Source organism: uncultured Hymenobacter sp. (assembly GCF_964243305.1).
Lineage (GTDB): Bacteria > Bacteroidota > Bacteroidia > Cytophagales > Hymenobacteraceae > Hymenobacter.
Map to the genome: position 1 here is coordinate 1 of NZ_CAXTEF010000031.1, position 16274 is coordinate 16274.

13 protein-coding genes are annotated in these 16274 nt (G+C 65.4%); 3 read left to right on the forward strand and 10 right to left on the reverse strand.

The features are described from left to right. Positions 1-111: 111 nt before the first annotated feature. Positions 112-1530 carry a DUF5723 family protein gene (locus tag ACFE70_RS15460; RefSeq protein WP_375418670.1) on the reverse strand — a complete coding sequence of 473 codons (1419 nt, stop codon included), beginning with the start codon at positions 1528-1530 and terminating at the stop codon, positions 112-114. 310 nt (positions 1531-1840) lie between these two features. Here ACFE70_RS15460 and meaB point away from each other — a divergent pair, with 310 nt between their 5' ends. Beyond that, positions 1841-2818, forward strand: coding sequence for a methylmalonyl Co-A mutase-associated GTPase MeaB (meaB, locus tag ACFE70_RS15465; protein ID WP_375418671.1), 978 nt, complete (start codon positions 1841-1843; stop codon positions 2816-2818). Between the two features lie 58 nt (positions 2819-2876). Then, positions 2877-3848: a ketopantoate reductase family protein gene (locus ACFE70_RS15470; protein ID WP_375418672.1), complete on the forward strand. Its 972-nt coding sequence runs from the start codon at positions 2877-2879 to the stop codon at positions 3846-3848. Here the strand turns inward: ACFE70_RS15470 and ACFE70_RS15475 are convergent. The 8 genes from ACFE70_RS15475 to folB form a co-directional block, all read right to left on the reverse strand. Next, the gene (locus tag ACFE70_RS15475) at positions 3845-6514 is read right to left on the reverse strand and encodes a DUF5916 domain-containing protein (RefSeq protein WP_375418673.1); all 2670 of its coding nucleotides are present in this window, start codon (positions 6512-6514) and stop codon (positions 3845-3847) included. The genes ACFE70_RS15470 and ACFE70_RS15475 overlap by 4 nt on opposite strands. Positions 6515-6765: 251 nt before the next feature. Further along, complete coding sequence (locus ACFE70_RS15480) at positions 6766-7494, reverse strand: hypothetical protein (protein WP_375418674.1); 729 nt, start codon at positions 7492-7494, stop codon at positions 6766-6768. A 110-nt stretch (positions 7495-7604) separates the two neighbouring features. Beyond that, positions 7605-8396, reverse strand: coding sequence for a DUF4097 domain-containing protein (locus tag ACFE70_RS15485; RefSeq protein ID WP_375418675.1), 792 nt, complete (start codon positions 8394-8396; stop codon positions 7605-7607). A 15-nt stretch (positions 8397-8411) separates the two neighbouring features. Then, entirely contained in the window at positions 8412-9344 is a 933-nt protein-coding gene (locus ACFE70_RS15490; RefSeq protein ID WP_375418676.1) for a HEAT repeat domain-containing protein, read from the reverse strand. Between the two features lie 163 nt (positions 9345-9507). Continuing rightward, complete coding sequence (locus ACFE70_RS15495) at positions 9508-10062, reverse strand: RNA polymerase sigma factor (RefSeq protein ID WP_375418677.1); 555 nt, start codon at positions 10060-10062, stop codon at positions 9508-9510. Between the two features lie 237 nt (positions 10063-10299). Beyond that, positions 10300-12972 carry a M56 family metallopeptidase gene (locus ACFE70_RS15500; RefSeq protein WP_375418678.1) on the reverse strand — a complete coding sequence of 891 codons (2673 nt, stop codon included), beginning with the start codon at positions 12970-12972 and terminating at the stop codon, positions 10300-10302. Then, positions 12959-13414 carry a BlaI/MecI/CopY family transcriptional regulator gene (locus ACFE70_RS15505; protein WP_375418679.1) on the reverse strand — a complete coding sequence of 152 codons (456 nt, stop codon included), beginning with the start codon at positions 13412-13414 and terminating at the stop codon, positions 12959-12961. The genes ACFE70_RS15500 and ACFE70_RS15505 overlap by 14 nt, the downstream gene beginning before the upstream one ends. Positions 13415-13583: 169 nt before the next feature. Beyond that, a complete protein-coding gene (folB, locus tag ACFE70_RS15510; protein WP_375418680.1) occupies positions 13584-13949 on the reverse strand; it encodes a dihydroneopterin aldolase in 366 nt (121 codons plus the stop codon). A 151-nt stretch (positions 13950-14100) separates the two neighbouring features. Between folB and ACFE70_RS15515 the strand changes: the two genes are divergently transcribed. Further along, positions 14101-15027, forward strand: coding sequence for an alpha/beta fold hydrolase (locus ACFE70_RS15515; protein WP_375418681.1), 927 nt, complete (start codon positions 14101-14103; stop codon positions 15025-15027). A gap of 130 nt (positions 15028-15157) precedes the next feature. On the opposite strand, the gene ACFE70_RS15520 is transcribed toward ACFE70_RS15515, so the two are convergent. Beyond that, positions 15158-16225: a DivIVA domain-containing protein gene (locus tag ACFE70_RS15520; protein WP_375418682.1), complete on the reverse strand. Its 1068-nt coding sequence runs from the start codon at positions 16223-16225 to the stop codon at positions 15158-15160. Positions 16226-16274: the final 49 nt, after the last annotated feature.

Below are 16274 nucleotides of genomic sequence, written 5' to 3' on the forward strand. Positions count from 1 at the left end.
TTCTCTGCGCCCGCCTCTGGACGCTGTATCTCAATTGAGAACACCCCCTAGGGCTGTACGCGAGATGCTTCGCTGCGCTCTGCATGACCGGGTTTTATCAAGCCTAGTGGTTTACAGCCTGCCAATCTTAAACCGCAGAAACCCGAACGCCACCGACGCATACGGCGACTTCTCGCTGAAATAGCCGGTCACGTCGCGGGTGCTCACGCCGGCCTCGTACACGGGCGTGACTAAGGTGAGGCCCAGGGGCAGGCTGGCGCCGTAGCCGGCACCACCGCTCACGCCGGAACTCAGCCGCAGCCAGCGCACGGGCTTGTAATCCAGGCCCGCGCCCACGAAAGTTGATTCCAGATTGCCGGCCTCGTCGTTGAGCGGCGCCGTCACGTCGAGGCCAACTTCGAAAACGTCGCTCACCCGCACCCCAGTGCCCAGGCGCAGCTTGGTGGGCAGCCGCACCCGGCGCTCCGAGCCCGGCTCGTAGGTGAAGAGGCCGCCGTCTTTGTTGGCGAAAAGCTCGCGCAGCTGCTCCTCCACGTCGTAGTCGCTCATGCCCGCCGTGGCCAGGCGCTGCAAAGGCTGGTCGTTGGCCGTGAGCAGGTTGCCATCCCAGCGCATCCGGCCCAAATCGGTGACCGACACGCCCAGGCGCACGAATCGGCCAATTTCGGCGGCCAGCCCCAGGTCGAAACCGTGGCCGTGGCCTACGGTCTGGAAGTTGCCGCCGTCGCGACGGTTGAAACCACCGCTGCTGGCCGCCGCGCCGTAGTCCACATCAAATACCGGCGCCAGCGCCGAGTAGCCTTGAAACTCGCCGTCGCGCACCCGCACGTCGGCCACGCCCAGGCCCTGAATGTAGCGGTAGCCTACCCCCACCGACAGGTTAAAAGTCTGAAAATCAATAATCCGGTTGCCATAAGCCACGTTAAATTCGTTCGTCAAAGCCAGCTGCATCACGCTGCCATCCAGCACCGCTGACAGGACTGGCGGCGGCGCGCTACCGCCCAGGTATTGCCCCGTCACGGGGTCGTAGTACTGCCGGATAATGGCCGCCTCGCGCCCGTTGATGAGAATGTCGGCCGCGTTCTGGTTCAGGGACAAGTGGCCGGCCAGCCGCTGCCGGTTGCCCACGGCTAGCCCGCCTAGCCCGGCCGGCAGCCGCACCGAGAGGGCCAGCGTGGTCAAATCGGCGTTTAGGTTCAGGGCGTTGTCGCCGCTGAAGCCGCCGAGCAGCTCCACTTTGGCGGCCGGCGTCAGCGGCTCGTCGTTGTTGATAATGCGCTTGAACAGCGACTTGCTCAGCGACTGCGACGCCGCGCCAATGCCAAACTCGCCCACCGTGAAGGCCACCCGCGACTCGCTGGCCCGGCCCAGGTTGGCGGGGTTGATGCCCAAGGCCTGGTAGTCGAGCGCGAAGGTGTTGACCACGCCGCCCCGGCCGGTGGCGGTGAAGTTGCTCAGCTCGTTTTGGGCACGAGCGGCAATGGGCAGACCCAGCAGGGTTGCCAGCAGCAGGGGGGGTAGGGATTTCATGGGATTGTGAAATTGCAGAGAGGCAACAATTCAGAAAGGCTGTCACTCAGAGAAGCAATCATCCAGAACGTCATGCTGAGCTTGCGAAGCATCTCGCCAGGGAAAGTAATCCAATCGTTGGCAAAGCTGATTACTGCCGCGAGCGAGATGCTTCGCAAGCTCAGCATGACGTTCTATTTATGGGGTTTGGCTGACGTTCGGCTTAGCCACCTTTTAGCGCGCTGCCTGACCGCTTGCGTATTTCCGTAAGAAATTTAAGCCGCTAACGGCTCGCAGCCCGCTGGCCTCACAAATCCCTACCCCCCTGCCCGTGCCCCAACGCTTCCCCGCCGACCACTACGCCCAGGGCCTGCTGGCCGGCAACCGCGTCCTGCTGAGCCAGGCCATTACGCTGGTAGAGAGCACCTTGCCCACCGACCAGGCGCTGGCGCAAGACGTGCTGGCGCGGGTGCTACCCGCCACCGGCGGGGCGCTGCGCGTGGGCATCACGGGCGTGCCGGGGGTAGGAAAAAGTACATTTATTGAGGCGCTGGGCCTGTTTTTGGTCGAGAAGCTGGGCCAGAAGCTGGCCGTGCTGGCCGTGGACCCCAGCTCGCCGCGCAGCGGCGGCAGCATCCTGGGCGACAAAACCCGGATGCCGCAGCTCGCGGCCCACGCGCGGGCCTTCATCCGCCCTTCGCCGGCCGGCAGTAGCCTCGGCGGCGTGGCGCGCGCCACCCGCGAAGCCTTGCTGCTCTGCGAGGCGGCTGGCCACGACGTCATTTTCGTCGAAACCGTGGGCGTGGGCCAGAGCGAGACCACCGTGCACGGCCTGGTCGATTTTTTCCTTTTACTGATGCTGGCCGGCGCCGGCGACGAGCTGCAGGGCCTCAAGCGCGGCATCATGGAAATGGCCGACGCCCTGCTCATCACCAAAGCCGATGGCGCTAACGCGATGCCCGCCGCCCGCGCCCGCCAGGAGTACCAGAACGCGCTGCATCTGTTTCCGCCCGCCGCCTCGGGCTGGGCTGTGCCGGTGCGCACCTGCTCGGCCCTGAGCGGCACTGGCCTTGACGAAGTGTGGGAAATGCTGGAAGAATACCGGCAGCAAACGCAGCAGAATGGCTTTTTCAAGCGCCGCCGCCAGCAGCAGCAGCTTCAGTGGCTGCACCAGAGCATCCGCCAAGCATTGGAAGCCCGGTTTTATGAATCGAAAGCGGTGCGGGCGCGGCTGCCGGACCTGGAGGCGCGGGTGGCGGCCGGGCAGCTCACACCGGCCGCGGCGGCACAGGCGCTGCTAGATTCATAGCTCGAAACGCCGTTTCGCCGGCCGCTTTACTCATAAAACTTTAGCTCGAAAAACGACAATGCCTCAGCTAGCTATAGTCGGACTTGGGGGGGTAGGCGGCTATTTTGGCTTTAAGCTGGCCCAGAAATACGCTGGCTCTGCCGCGGCCAGCATCACCTTTGTGGCCCGTGGAGAAACTCACGCCCTGGTCCAGGCCAACGGGCTGACCCTGCTCTCGCCTGAGCACCCCGTTAGCGTAACCCACCCAGCTAAGCTTGTGGAAACGGTTTCGGAGCTGGAAGACGCGCAGATAGTAATTATCTGCGTTAAAGAATACGACCTGGAAAGCGTTTGTACGCAGCTAAAAACAAAGATTCAAGACCACATTGTTATCCTACCCCTGATGAATGGGGTGGATATATATGACCGAATCAGGCGGATTATTCCGAATGGCATTGTGCTGCCGGCCTGCGTTTACGTGGCCTCTCATATCAAGGAGAAAGCGGTGGTGGAACACCAAGGCAATCCGGGCCGAATCATCGTTGGCAACGACCCGCAACGGCCGGATTACACCCCCCACGAACTGGTCAGCCTGCTGGCGGACGCCGAAATTTCAGTAGAATATCAGGCGGATGCCTCGCCGGCCATCTGGACGAAATACATCTTCATTGCCAGCTTTGGCCTGGTTTCCGCCCGGTATAATAAATCAATCGGCCAGGTCCACGACGAGCCGCTGCTGCACGAGCGAGCCCAGCTTATTATGCGGGAGATAGCCGCCATCGCCCGCAGAAAAGGAGTTGCGCTCCCGGCCAACATCATCGAGCAGACCTTCCAGAAAGCGGCGTCCTTCCCGTTTCACACGCCCACTTCCTTGCAGCTTGATGTGCAATCAGGCAAGACGAATACCGAGTTGGAGCTGTTTGCGGGTGCTATTCTGAACTATGGCAAAAACGTAGGGGTGCCGGTGGAGGAAACCCGTAAGATTTATAGTGAAATAAGAGAGTTGCCGGCTGCTAGCTTGCGCCAGGCGCGCAAGCCTGCCCGCCCCTAATTCCCTACCCCCCGCTTGGGTCGCAAAGTCAGGTAATCCAGGTAATACAGCACCTTGATGGACAAGTTGTTATTGTGCAGCGTGTTGATGGTGCCGTTCAGGTTGCTGAAGTAAAGCGGCGTGGCTTCTTCGCCCTGCAAGAAGGACTGCGCGGCATCCTTCCACACCACGCTCACCTGCGAGCCGGGCGCAAACCACCAGCTGAACACGGCGTCGATGTTGAAGGCGTTGTAGGTGTTGTCGCGGTTGCGCTGATACTCGACGGGCGTTTCCTGGCCATCGGGCGCGAGGCGGCTGAAGTCGCGGTAGTGCACGTTGCTCACGTAATGCCGGCCCCGGATGGTGAACGACATGCGGTTGGTGAAGGTGTAGGCCGCGCTGAGCGTGTTAGTGACGGTATTGATGCGGCGCCGGCCCAGCAGCGCGTCGCCGTCGCGCTCGCCGTAGCGCTCGCCGTCCAGGTCGCGGTAGCCGAAAGCGGTCAGCAGCCGCATGTCTTCGGCCAGCACCTTGCCGTCGCCGTCGTGGAAGGAGAGGCCATCGTTGACGTAGCCAATGTTGTTGCGGCTGCTGCTGTAGCTGACCTCGTAGCGGAAGTTGAGCTGATTGTTGACGCGCCAGCGCGGACTCAGGGCCAGCTCGTAGAGGCGGCGGCCGGTGCGGCCAGTGGCCTTGTCGTCGGCCACGGCCCGCACCCAGGCGCTCACGTCCAGGGCCAGGGGCTTGCGGTAGTCGGTGCTGAGGTAGGGGCCGCCGCCCCACGAGGGCGGGATGCGCACGAAGTAGCGGCCCAGCGGCCGGCGGCGCGGCTCGAAAAAGTCGTGGCGGGCCGCGAGCGGGCCGTTCATGCCGAAGCCGAAGCTGATAAATTTCTTGGTGGCCGCGTTCAGGTTAAAGAACAGGCCGTTGTCGGCGTAGCGCGCGGGCTTGTAGAGGTAGCTGTTGTAGTAGCCGCCGTTGACGCTGAGGCGGTTGAGCTTCCAGAACGGCTTGTAGATGCCGTAGCCCAGGTTCACGGATTGGCTGATATTGTTGTTGGAAAACAGCAGCCCCAAATCGTTGGGGTCGTAGGTGTCCGACTCGATGCCGTGGTCCACGCTCCAGGTAAAGTTGCCCGAAATCTTGCCGTAGCTGAGGAAGTACTTGTAGCCGTCGCGGTTGCTGATGTCCGCATCCGAGCCAAACGCCTGGCCCCGCCGCCGCGAGTAAAAGCCGCGCACGTCGAGGGCGTACTTGTTCTTTTTGTCGGCCAGGCGCAGCAGGCCGCCGGTCACGTTGGCATCGTAGGTGCTGCCCTGGCGCAGCACGTTGGTGTTGATAAGCGAGATGTAGGAGTTGTTTTTCAGGCTCTGGTCGAGCACGAAGATGTTGTAGTTGGTGCGCGGCTGGGTCAGAATTTGACGCTTCTCGCCACTGCCCTCGTTGCGCACGACGGCGAAAATGTCGTTGCTGATGGCGTTGAAGACGCCCACGCCCAGGCCCTTGCTGGTGCGGCCCGATACTTTGGTGGCGTTGAGCAGGCGCGTCACGCCGGGGTTTTCGACCAGCTTCTCGTTTTCGTTCAGGCTCACCTGGTCATAGCCCATCGGCTGGCCCCCTACCCGCCGCGAATAAAACAGGTCACCTTTGTTGAACAGCTCGGTGCCTTCGGTGAAGAACTGGCGGTTCTCGTTGAATTTCACTTCAAACGGCGAGAGGTTGAGCACCTGATTGTCGCTCTGCACCTGCCCGAAATCGGGCACCAGGGTCGCGTCGAGCGTAAAGCTCTCGTTGATGCCCCACTTGATGTCGGCGCCGCCGTTGAAGCTGGTGCTGGTCGTGCTGCGGTCCTGGGCTTCCTGGGTGGGGCCGTGGTTGAGGTAGGCCGAGACGTAGGGCGTGAGCGAGAGGCGCAGCGGCGGCTTGATGCCGCGGATGCCGGTCAGCTCGCCCCACTGGTTCACGAAGCCGTCCACGGTCGGGACGACCGGGTTCCAGAAAAATACCTGGCGGGTGCTGCGCCGCTGCCGCCCGAAGTTCAGCCCCCAAAGCTGCTCCTCGACGCTGCTGAAGCGGATGGCGGAGTACGGAATTCGCAGCTCCGCCAGCCAGTCGGTGCCGCGCAGGGCCGTGCGCGAGTCCCAGACCGCGTTCCAGTTGCCATCCTCGCCGCCGGCCGGCGAGTAGCGCGCATCGACCTGCACGCCGCCCGGCGTCACGATGAAGCTGTAACCGTTGAGCTTGTCGTGGTAGGTATCGAAAAACACCCCGAACCAGTCGGAGTTGCCGATGTCGTCGCGCTGGCTCAGCTCGCGCAAAATCGAGTCCTGGGCCACGTCGTGCAGGTGCGCGCCGATGTAGATGGCCGCATCGTCGTAGAGCACGCGCACCTCGGTGCGATGCTTTTCCACCTGGCCGGGCCGCGGCTCCTGCTCCACAAAGGGCTCGGTGACGGGCGCCGACTGCCACACGGCCTCATCGAGCAGCCCGTCGAGCTTAGGTGCCTCACCCTGAATGCGCACAGCCTGGAGCTGGCGCCGCACCACCGGTCCGGCCGCGGCAGGGGGGGTAGGGCCGGCTGCGACGGGAGCTGGCGTCGGCGTCTGAGCGTGCAGCGGACTGCCGCCCAGCCAACCACTGAGCCAACTCAGCAGCAGCCATACACGAAGGGTAGCGATACGGGCCATACAGCAGAAAAGGGAGGGGTAGGAAAATGGTAGCGGCTGCAAGGATGCAGTTATGGGCCGGCACGTTGTCCGGCCGGCTGGTTTTTTAGTCCTGAGCTAAAAAGAACGTCATGCTGAGCCCCGCGAAGCATCTCGCGTGCAGCAGTAATCAAGCTGAAACAACGATTGAATTAGTTACCCACGCGAGATGCTTCGCGGGGCTCAGCATGACGTTCTTTTTAATTTGATTACCTTACTACTCTTAAACTTTCTCAGGGCTGCTGGCGGAAATACACGTTGCCGCTAATGCTCTCCAGCCGCACGGCCGGGCCGCCGCCCCCGCGCCAGGTGCCGCGCACCTCGTAGCCCACGATGGGCCGCTCGCGGCGGTTGAGCAAGGCCACGGCCGGGTCGGCGTACACCTCGCCGCTGATGGTTTTCAGGGCCAGGTCGGCTTGCTGGGCGGGTGGCCAGCTCAGGTCCACGTCGCCGCTGATGGACTTGGCCTGAATGGCGCCGCGCAACCCCATCAGGCTGATGCTGCCGCTGATGGTGCTGATGCGCAGCTCGGTGCCGGGCGGCACGGCCACCTCATAATCAATGGCCACGCAGATGCCGTGGCGGCGCTGGCCGGCGGCACGGCCGTCGTCGTTGGTCCAGCTCTCGCCCCAATAGCTGCCCTGGCCGTCGGGGCAGTCGCCGGGCGGGGTAGTGCGCAGCTTCTCCCGGTCGATATCGGCCTTCACCAGCAGCTCGTCGCCCGTGCGGCTGACGTCGAGCACGAAGGCCTCGTTGAGCTTGTTCTGATTGATGCTGACCGTAGCCTTAAAGCTCATTGCGCCCGGCTGGCCGGCCCGCACCCGAATGTGGTCGGCGGGGCGCAGGTTCAGGAACACGCGCTGGCCGGCGGCCAGCTTTTCCTGGCGCTCAATGACTTGCTGGGCCGCGAGGGGGTAGGCGGCGAGGAGAACGAGGAGAAAGTGAAGGAAGAGGCGTTTCATGGCGGTGAGGGGGGTAGGGTGCGGGGCTCGCCCCCGCCCGGCGTTTGGGCGATGAATTTGAAAATGCTAACTAAGCGGCGCGCACGACGGGCGGGGACAAGCCCCGCGCCCTACTTCGCCTTGCGCACGAAAATGTCGCCGCTGACGCTCTTGAGGGCGAAGGAAGTGCCGCCGCCGTTGGTGCGGCCGTCCACGGTCTGGCCGCCGCCCACGCGGCGCAAATCATCGTCGTCCTGCCGGCCCAGGCTCAGGTCGAAGTCGGTGTAGATTTCGCCCGACACCGTGCGCATCGAGAAGCTGGCTTTGGTGGCGGCGGGCAGGGTCACGTCCACGTCGCCGCTCACCGTCGAGATGGCGCTGGCCTCGGTGGGCGCGTTCTGGAATTTGACGATGATGTCGCCGCTGATGGTGTGGGCCACTACCGGCCCGCTCACGTTGAGCAGGCGCATGTCGCCCGACTTGAGGCTGACTTCCAGCCGCCCGGCCACGTCGCGCACAGTCACGTCGCCCGAGCCCAGCCAGCTGGCCTGGTTGAAAACGACGGCCGTCTGGCGCGGCACCCGCACGGTGTAGCGGGCCTCATTGCGCGAGGCCCGCACCACGCGCAGGGTGTTGTCGCTTTCCTGGCTCACGTTCAGCCCGAGGCGGGTGTTGTCCTGGGCCGAGCTGTAGACCGGGCGCAGGCCCTGGGCCTGGGCCGGCGGCGCCTCGTAGCCGCCCGTGCCCTGAATGAGCAGCTCGTCGCCGTCGTAGCCTTCCACCGTCACGTCGCTGCCAGCCATATCGAGCACGACTTTGCGATTTTGACGGGAAGCGAACTTGGTTTTAAAATCCTGGGCCTGAAGGGCGGGAGAGGCGGCCAGCAGCAGGGCGGCCAGCGGCAGCAACAAGAAGTTTTTCATAACAAGCTAAGGGAATTAAATCAGCTGACCGACCCCGTTGGCGGCTTGCTGGCGCACGGCCGGCAGCGCGCCGGGCTGCTGCGAAAGCTGCTCCAACTGCGGCAGGGCGCGCTTTTCGCGCAGGGCCACCAGCATCTCAATCAGGGTTATCTGGACGTTAGGGTCAGTTTGCAGGGGTAGGGCCTCGACCAGCGCCGGGCCCACGCGCGGGTCGGCGCGCAGCCGGAACAGGGCCTCGCAGGCGGCCAGGCGCACGTTGGGGTTGGGGTCGGCGTCGAGCGTGTGAATCAGGGCCTGCACGGCCGGGTCGCCGGGCGCCAGCTGGGCCGGCACTTCGTTCACCAGCCGCAGGCGGTCGGTGGCCGTGGCCGGGCGGATGGCCGCCGCCGTGAGCTGCGAAGCCAGCTGCGCCGTGGCCGGCGCCGGCGCGGCGGCCAGCGGCGCAGTAGCGGGCGGCCCGTTCCAGCGCAGCAGCAAACCCAGCGCCGCGCCCACCGCCACCAGCCCCACGCTGGCCGCAATGCGCAGCCACTGCTGCGTGAGTTGGCGCGAAGTGTCGGCGGCCGTTTCAGGGGCCGCGGTTTCGGCCGGGACCAGCGGCTGGCCGCCTTTGGCCCCGCGTAGGGGGGTAGGGAATGAACGAGCCGCGTCGGCTGCCAGCCCATTGAGCTGACCGTTGGCGGCCAGGGCGGCTTTTTCGCGGGCCAGCATCGCCAGGAAGTTTTCGCGCAGGGCCAGCGGCGGCACCTCGGCGGGCAGCGCGTCGAGGCCGTGCAGCAGGGTGCGCAGCTGGGTTAGCTCAGCCTGGCAGGCTGGGCAGGCGGCCAGGTGCGCCGCTACCCGCGCCGCTTCAGCGGGCAGCAGGGTGCCGTCGGCGTACTCGGCCAGGCAGGGCTGGGAGGCCGCGCAATCGGGGTTAAAAGAATGATTTTCAGCGGGGGTAGTCATAGCGGATAAGTACGGTTGTGCTGGGGTAATACATGCACTATTGTCATGCTGAGCCCCGCGATGCATCTTGGCTGCGTAGGAGTCCGAATCGTTCAATTATTCTAATTAGTGACGGGCAAGATGCTTCGCGGGGCTCAGCATGACGTTCTTTTCTTACATTATTTCATTGGAAATACAACTGCCTTAACGCTTCCAGCGCCCGGCAGGCCTTGACCCTGGCGGCGCCGGCCGAGCAGCCCAGCAGCGCCCCGATTTCCTGGTAGTCGAAGCCCTGGAAGCGGTGCAAAACCAGGATTTCGCGCTGGGCTTCGGGCAGCAGGCTCAGGGCTTCGTGCAGGCCCTGGGTTTGGTCGTGGGCGGCGCGCTGGGCCTGGGCGGCGCGGCCGTGGGCGGCGGTGCGCTCCACGGTGTCGAGGTCCTGGGCCGGCGGGCGCTGGCGCTGCCAGTGGTCGGCGTGCACGTGCCGGGCCAGCTGATAGACCCAGGCCCGAAACGGCTGGCCGGGCTGGTAGCTGGCCCGGTATTTCAGCACGCGCTCAAACACGTTCTGGGTCAGGTCCTGAGCCACTTCGCGGCTGCCGGCGCTGCCTTGCAGGCGGCACAGAAACCCGAACAGCGGCCCGTGGTAGCGCTCGAACAAGGGCGTGAGCTGGTCCAGCTCGTCGGCCCGCACCCGGCTCATGAGGTCCTCATCACTTGGTTGAACGTCCGCGGTCATCAGGCGGGGAAAGGTGAAGGGTGATGAGGAAGTCGGTGGTGCAGCGAGTACTGCGAGCCGGGCGGTTCGTTACAGCGCTCCTCGAAATTATTTTTCTAACCCACCGGCCAGAGCAGCAAAACGGGCCGGCTACACCAGTGGCAACCGGCCCGCTTGAGCCGCTTTATTTAAAACGGAGGGGGTAGGAAATAGCACCGCCGGGCAAGGCTGAACCCTCACGCGGCCACCTGTTTCCGCTCAGTCGTCGCTCACCACGATGTTGATGTTTTGCCCCGACCGGCCGCTCAACCCCAGCAGGGGGCGGTATTTGGCGGCCAGCGCGGGCGGCTGCTGGCGGCCATTCACGATGAGCACTCCAGCATTCCAGCTCAGCGAAAAGCTTTGGGCATCGGGCTCAATCACGCCGTCGCGGCGCAGCTCGGCCCGAATGCGGTCCGTATTCAGCCGGGCCGGCGCGGGCGGCATCGGCGGCATCGGTGGCATCGGTGGTGTTGCCGGCATAGGCGGCGTGGGCGGCATTGCTGGCATCGGCGGCATCGGCGGCATCGGCGGCACCTGGTCCCGCAGATTTCGGTTGCGGCTGGTGCGGCTCCCGCTATCATTGCTGATGCTCGTATTGCTTGCGCCATTGCGCATGATGTTGTACGAGCTGGTGGCCGTTAGCGCCCGGCCGCTCTGGGCCTCGTAGAGGCGGACGTACTTGTCATGAACGGCGGCGGACTGCCGGCGCCCATTGACGGTCATCTCCTTCTTGCTGAGGCTAAACTGAAAGTTTTCCGGGTCGCTGACAAGGCCGTCGCGGCGCATTTCGGCGACCAGTAAATCGCCTGGTCCGGCGTTTTGGGCGGGGCGGGCTGTCAGGCCGTCCGTCAACTCCTGGCCAATTTCATTCTTAATCAGGTTTCGCCGCGCGTCGCGCTGCGCCTGCTGCAAGTCGCGCCGAATTTGCTGGCGCTCCACGGACAGCTCCTGAAGTCGCCGCTGGAGCAGCCGTCGCTGGTCGGCAGCAGCAGTGCCATTTTTATCGGTTAGCTTTTTCAACTGCGCCCGTGTGGCGGCTTCCTCCCGCAACAGCCTGATGCGGAGCAAATCAAGCTCATCAGCGACAGCAGCGGCGCTGGCCTGGGCGCGCCCATCGGCTTCGGCCACCGCGGCGGCCTGCGCCGCCAGCGAAGTCTGGGCCGTTGCCAGGGCGTCGCTGGATAAGCTTTCGGCGTCGACGCTGCTCACGGTATCGCCGGCCAGGGCTTGCTGGGCTATGCGCAGCGCCATTTCTCCCATGCGAAGGGAGCGAGCCTCGCCGGTGGCATCGGTTGGCGCGGCGGGCGGCGTGGTGCTGGCAACCGGCCGATGGACCGGGCTGTTCTGCCGGGCCAGGGCGGCGCGGTAGGCGGGCAACGCGGCGGCGGGCACTTTCTGGCCATCGGCATACACTTCGCGGACGTTGCCGGCCTCGTCCTGCACCACCACGGTCAGGCCCCGGATGTCGGTCAGGCGGGTGCGGCCCGCTTTGCGGAGCAGGCGGGCATTTTCGGCGGCACTCACGAATACAGTATCACCGGCCGAAGGGGAGTAGGCGGCAGCTTCCGCCGGCAGTTGGCCGCTGAGGTCAGCAGCCGTTTCGGGGTCAGCAGCCGGCAGGGCCGTTTGGTCAGGCTCGATTTCCGTTTGGCTGACTTCAGGCCGTGAGGCGGCAGCTGCGTTAGCCGCTGGCCCGCCAAGCAAGCGCACCGGCGAGGCATTGAGCGAGGCCACCGTGCCCAGCCCCAGCACCACGCTGCCCGCCAGCACCACGCAGGCGGCCCCTACCCCCTCCAGAAACGTGGGCACTTCGGCACGGGGCCGCACCAGTCGCCGCACCCGCCCCAGCAGCGAGCCCGCCGGGCCGGCCGCCGCCAGCGCCAGCTGCGGCGCGGTGCGCTCCGGGGCCAGACTCAGGGCCGCCAGGGTGGCCAGGGCGCGGGCCAGCACCACGGGGTCGCCGCACAGCTCGGTGGCCAGGTCGTCGCAGCAGTTTTCGCGCTCGGTGCGCAGGCTGGCCGAGAGAAACCACACGGCCGGGTGGTAGAAAAACAGGATTTCGGCCACCGATTGCAGCAAATTCAGCAGGTAGTCGTGGCGGCGCACGTGGGCCAGCTCATGCGCCAGAATGGCTTCCAGCTCCTGATTGGAGAGGCCAGTAGCGGCACTCAGCGGCAGCAAGACCACGGGCCGCAGCCAGCCCACCACCAGCGGGCCCGGCACCAGGGCCGAGGCCAGCAGCCGTACCCGCCGCGTCAGGCCGGCGCGGGCAGCCAGCGCGTCAAGGCGGGCCTGCCAGCTCGCGGGCAGCGCCGCCACGCGGTAGCTTTTCAGGCGCTGCACGTAGGCCAGGCTGCCCAGAAAGCGCAGCGTCATGGCCAGCATCCCCAGGAGCCAGGCCAGCACCAGCAGGGGCAGATGTTGCTCGAAATAAGCGCGGCCGGCCGCCAGCCAGTTCCCTACCCCCCCCGCTGCCGCCGACAAGCCTCGCACCGCCGGCGCGGCGGGTTGCGCCCCGGCCGGCTCCGGCCTACTAGCCGTTTCGGCGCCGCGCGCTGCAACTGAAGCGGCGGTTGTAGTTGCCGTAGCGTCGTAGGCGGCGGTAGTCTCGTCAAATGCCCCGGTCGGCCGTTCAACGGCCGCCGGGCCGGCCGTGGCGGCCTGGTAGTAGTAGCCGAACGTGCCGCCGGCCAGTGCCAGCAGCAGCCCCAGCGCCGCCGCCGAGACGCGGTAGCGCACGGCCGCCGCGTGGCGGTGCAGCAGCATGAGCAGCAGCGAGGCGCCTAGGGCCAGCACCGCGCCCTGCCAGAGCGAGTGCAGCAAGGTCCAGCCCAGCGCCCGCACGAGGGCAGGCGACGCAAATTCCACGAGTTGATTAGGCGCGCTCATTGTCGGAGGGGGGGGTAGGGGTGGAAGAATTGGAAGCGTTTTTAGCGGCCAGCGGGCGGTGCTGGTCCTGCTCGATTTCGGTGAGCAAAGTCCGAATCTGGGCCAGCTCCTCGCGCGAGGTGGGGCGGCCCCCCAGCGCCTGCAAGACCAGCTTCAGGGCTGAGCCGCCGAAGGCCGAATCGACGAACTTATCCAGCAGCAGGCCCTGGGTTTCGCGCTCGCGCACGGCCGCCGCGAACACGTGGGTGCGGCTGGTGTCGTCGCGGCTCACCAAGCCTTTTTCGTGCATGAGCTGCAGGAGCTTGAGCGTGGTGGTGTAGCCCACCTCGCGCCGCTGGCTGAGCTGCTCGTTGATGAAGCGGACCGTGCTGGCGCCGTGCTGCCAGAGCACGTGCAGGATTTCCAACTCCGATTCCGTAGGTTTGGGCAAGGGCTTGGGCATGAGGAGGATGGCGGAAAGTTCAGTACGAAATATTTCGTAAGACAAAGATGCTACGAAGTTGTTCGTAGACAAAAATTATCAGTACGAAATTATTCGTATTACGAGACAATAGGCTGAAGGTCAGGCAAAATATTTTTCTGGCGGCATTCCCTACCCCCTCTTTCTTCAGCTATCCCTTCCGGCCCTTGCGGCTGAGCGTGACCCGCGCCCGCTGACAGATGCCGCCGAGCGGCGGGTTAAATTTCGAGACGTTGATTTTCACCTTCCGCACGTGCGGAAACTCAGCCATGATGCGGTCGAGCACCCGGTGCGCCACGTGCTCCAGCAGGCGGGCCGGGGCGCGCATCTCTTCGGCCACGAGGCGGTAGAGCACCTCATAGTTCACGGTCTGCTGGAGCTTGTCGGAGGCGCCGGCAGCCAGCAGGTTGGTTTTGATGTATAAATCGACGCCGTACTTATTGCCCATTTTCTGCTCCTCATCATAGTAGCCGTGAAAGGCAAAAAATTCGAGGCCTTCGAGCGCTATCTGGTCCATGAGCGGGGCGGGTTGCGTAAGGGGCGAAGGTAGCCGGAAGTAGCGTGGACTCTGCGAGTCCGCGCGGGCGCCGCCTAGCTGCTCCACGCGCGGACTCGCAGAGTCCACGCTACATTCCCTACCCCCTCCTATTCCCCAACTTCCTCAAAACGTGGAATTAAACTACCTCCGCCGCGGCACCGGCCCGCCCCTGCTGCTCGTCCACGGCATCGGCGGCAGCGCCCATTCCTGGGACCCGATTATCGACGCGCTGGCTGCCGGGCGCGACGTGTACGCCGTCGATTTGCCCGGCCACGGCCAGTCGCCTGCCCTGAGCGGCCCCCAAACCATCGGCGCGTTTGCCGACGCGCTGACCAGCTTTCTGACCGAGCAGGACTTGCTGGGCACCGACGCCGTGGGCAGCTCGATGGGCGCCCGGCTGGTGCTGGAGCTGGCCCGGCGCGGCGGCGTGCTCGGCGCGGTGGTATCGCTCGACCCCGGCGGGTTCTGGCAGGGCTGGGAAGTGCCGTTTTTCTACCATTCGGTGCGGCTTTCGGTCAAGCTGGTGCGGGCGCTGGAGCCGGCGCTGCCCGTGCTGGCCGGCTCGGCGGTGGGGCGCACGGCGCTGCTGCCGCAGTTTTCGGCCCGGCCCTGGGCCGTTGCTTCGCCGGTGGCCATCGGCGAGCTGAAGACGCTGGCCAACACGCCCGTGCTGAACGAGCTGCTCGATAACCTCGCCCACGGCGAGGTGCAGCAGGGCGCCCCCCAAGGCAGCATCACCGCGCCGCTGGTTATTGGCTGGGGCCGGCAAGACCGCGTGTGCCTGCCCCGTCAGGCCGAGCGGGCGCGGGCGAAATTTCCTGATGCGCGCCTGTACTGGTTTGAAAACTGCGGCCACTTCCCGCAGTGGGACCAGCCCGCCGAGGCCACGCGCCTGATTCTGGCCGCCCTCAGCCGCCACGATTTCGCCGACGCGGCCATCGCGCAACGCGCCGCGCCAATCCCTACCCCCTCTTCCTCCCCGAAGGCCGTAATTGCGGCCGCTGCGGTGGCACTGCTGGCCGGCGGCCTTTGGCTACTGGCGAGGCGAAAAAGGTGATGGCAGCCGGCTCAGCAAATTGCTCGAAAGCTAAAAAGGCCCGCGGATAGCGGGCCTTTTTAGGTGAATACAGGAAGGTGAAGAAGCCGGCAAAGAAGCGCTGGCTGCCCGGGTCCGTGGTTGAATCCGGTTAAATCTCGTCAAAAAATGACCCGCCGCTGGCCGGTACCGCCGCTGCCTTCTCCATACCGGGGTGGGTCATGGGCGAGGGCTGCTGAATCTCGGGGTGGCTGGGGCCGATGGGGGGGTAGTCGGGCGCCATCGGCTCGACGCTCGGGCCGCTGGGCGAGGGCACCTGCGAGGGGGCGGGCTGGTCGATGCGCGGGGCAGGGCTAACGCCGGGGTTTTCGGCCGGCGCCCCTGGCCGCTCGATGTCGGGGCCGGGCGTTTGGGCGGGCGCGCCGGGGTCGGGGGCGAAGGGCTCGTAGGGGTCGGGCTGCTGGCCGGGCTTGGGGTTGTAGAAGCCGGGCTGGGCCGCTGGGGCCAGCCGCCCGGCGGGTTCGGCCCCGGCGAGGGGGGTAGGGAAAGTGGCGGCAGCGGCGCCGGCCACGGCAGCGGCGGGCGAGACAGCGGAAATAGGGGAGACTTGCATGGGCGGTTCGGGTTCGGGGGCCGCTTCCTGCGGCCGCTCCACCTTTACGCTCGCGGCCTTGGAAAGGATGGCGGCGGCGCTGGCTTTGGTGCGGGCCTGAGCTTTTTCGGCTTTTTCGAGGGCACCGCTGGCCAGGTGGTGCAGGTCGTGCACGAGGCCGTCGAGCTGGCTTTCCAGACGCTGGCTTTCCTGGGCCAGGCTGCTGACTTCGCGCTGCATGTCGGCCACGGTTTTTTCGGCCTGCTGGTAGGCGTCGTCCACCACCTTGCGGGCCGTCTGGCGGGCCTCGTCCAGCAGTTGCCCGGCCTGCAGCTGGGCCTCGCGCACCCGCAGGTCGGCGTCGCGCTGGGCCTGCTCGGTCATGGACTGGCTCGTGTCCTCGGCCGTTTTGAGGGTGCGGTAGAGGCTGGACTCGACTTCGCGCATCTTTTGCACGTCGTTTTGGGCGTGCTCCAGCTTGAGGCGCAGCTCGCGGTTTTCGTCGCCCAGCCGCTCCCACTGCTGCGAAATCAGGTTCAGGAAAGCCTGCACCTCGTCTCTGTCGATGCCCCGGAAGGTTTTCTGCTCAAACGTTTTCTGCCGGATATCGAGGGCGGTGATTTTCATAAAGTCAGTTAGCAGTGAACAGTTAGCAGTGAACAGTTAGCAGTGAGCA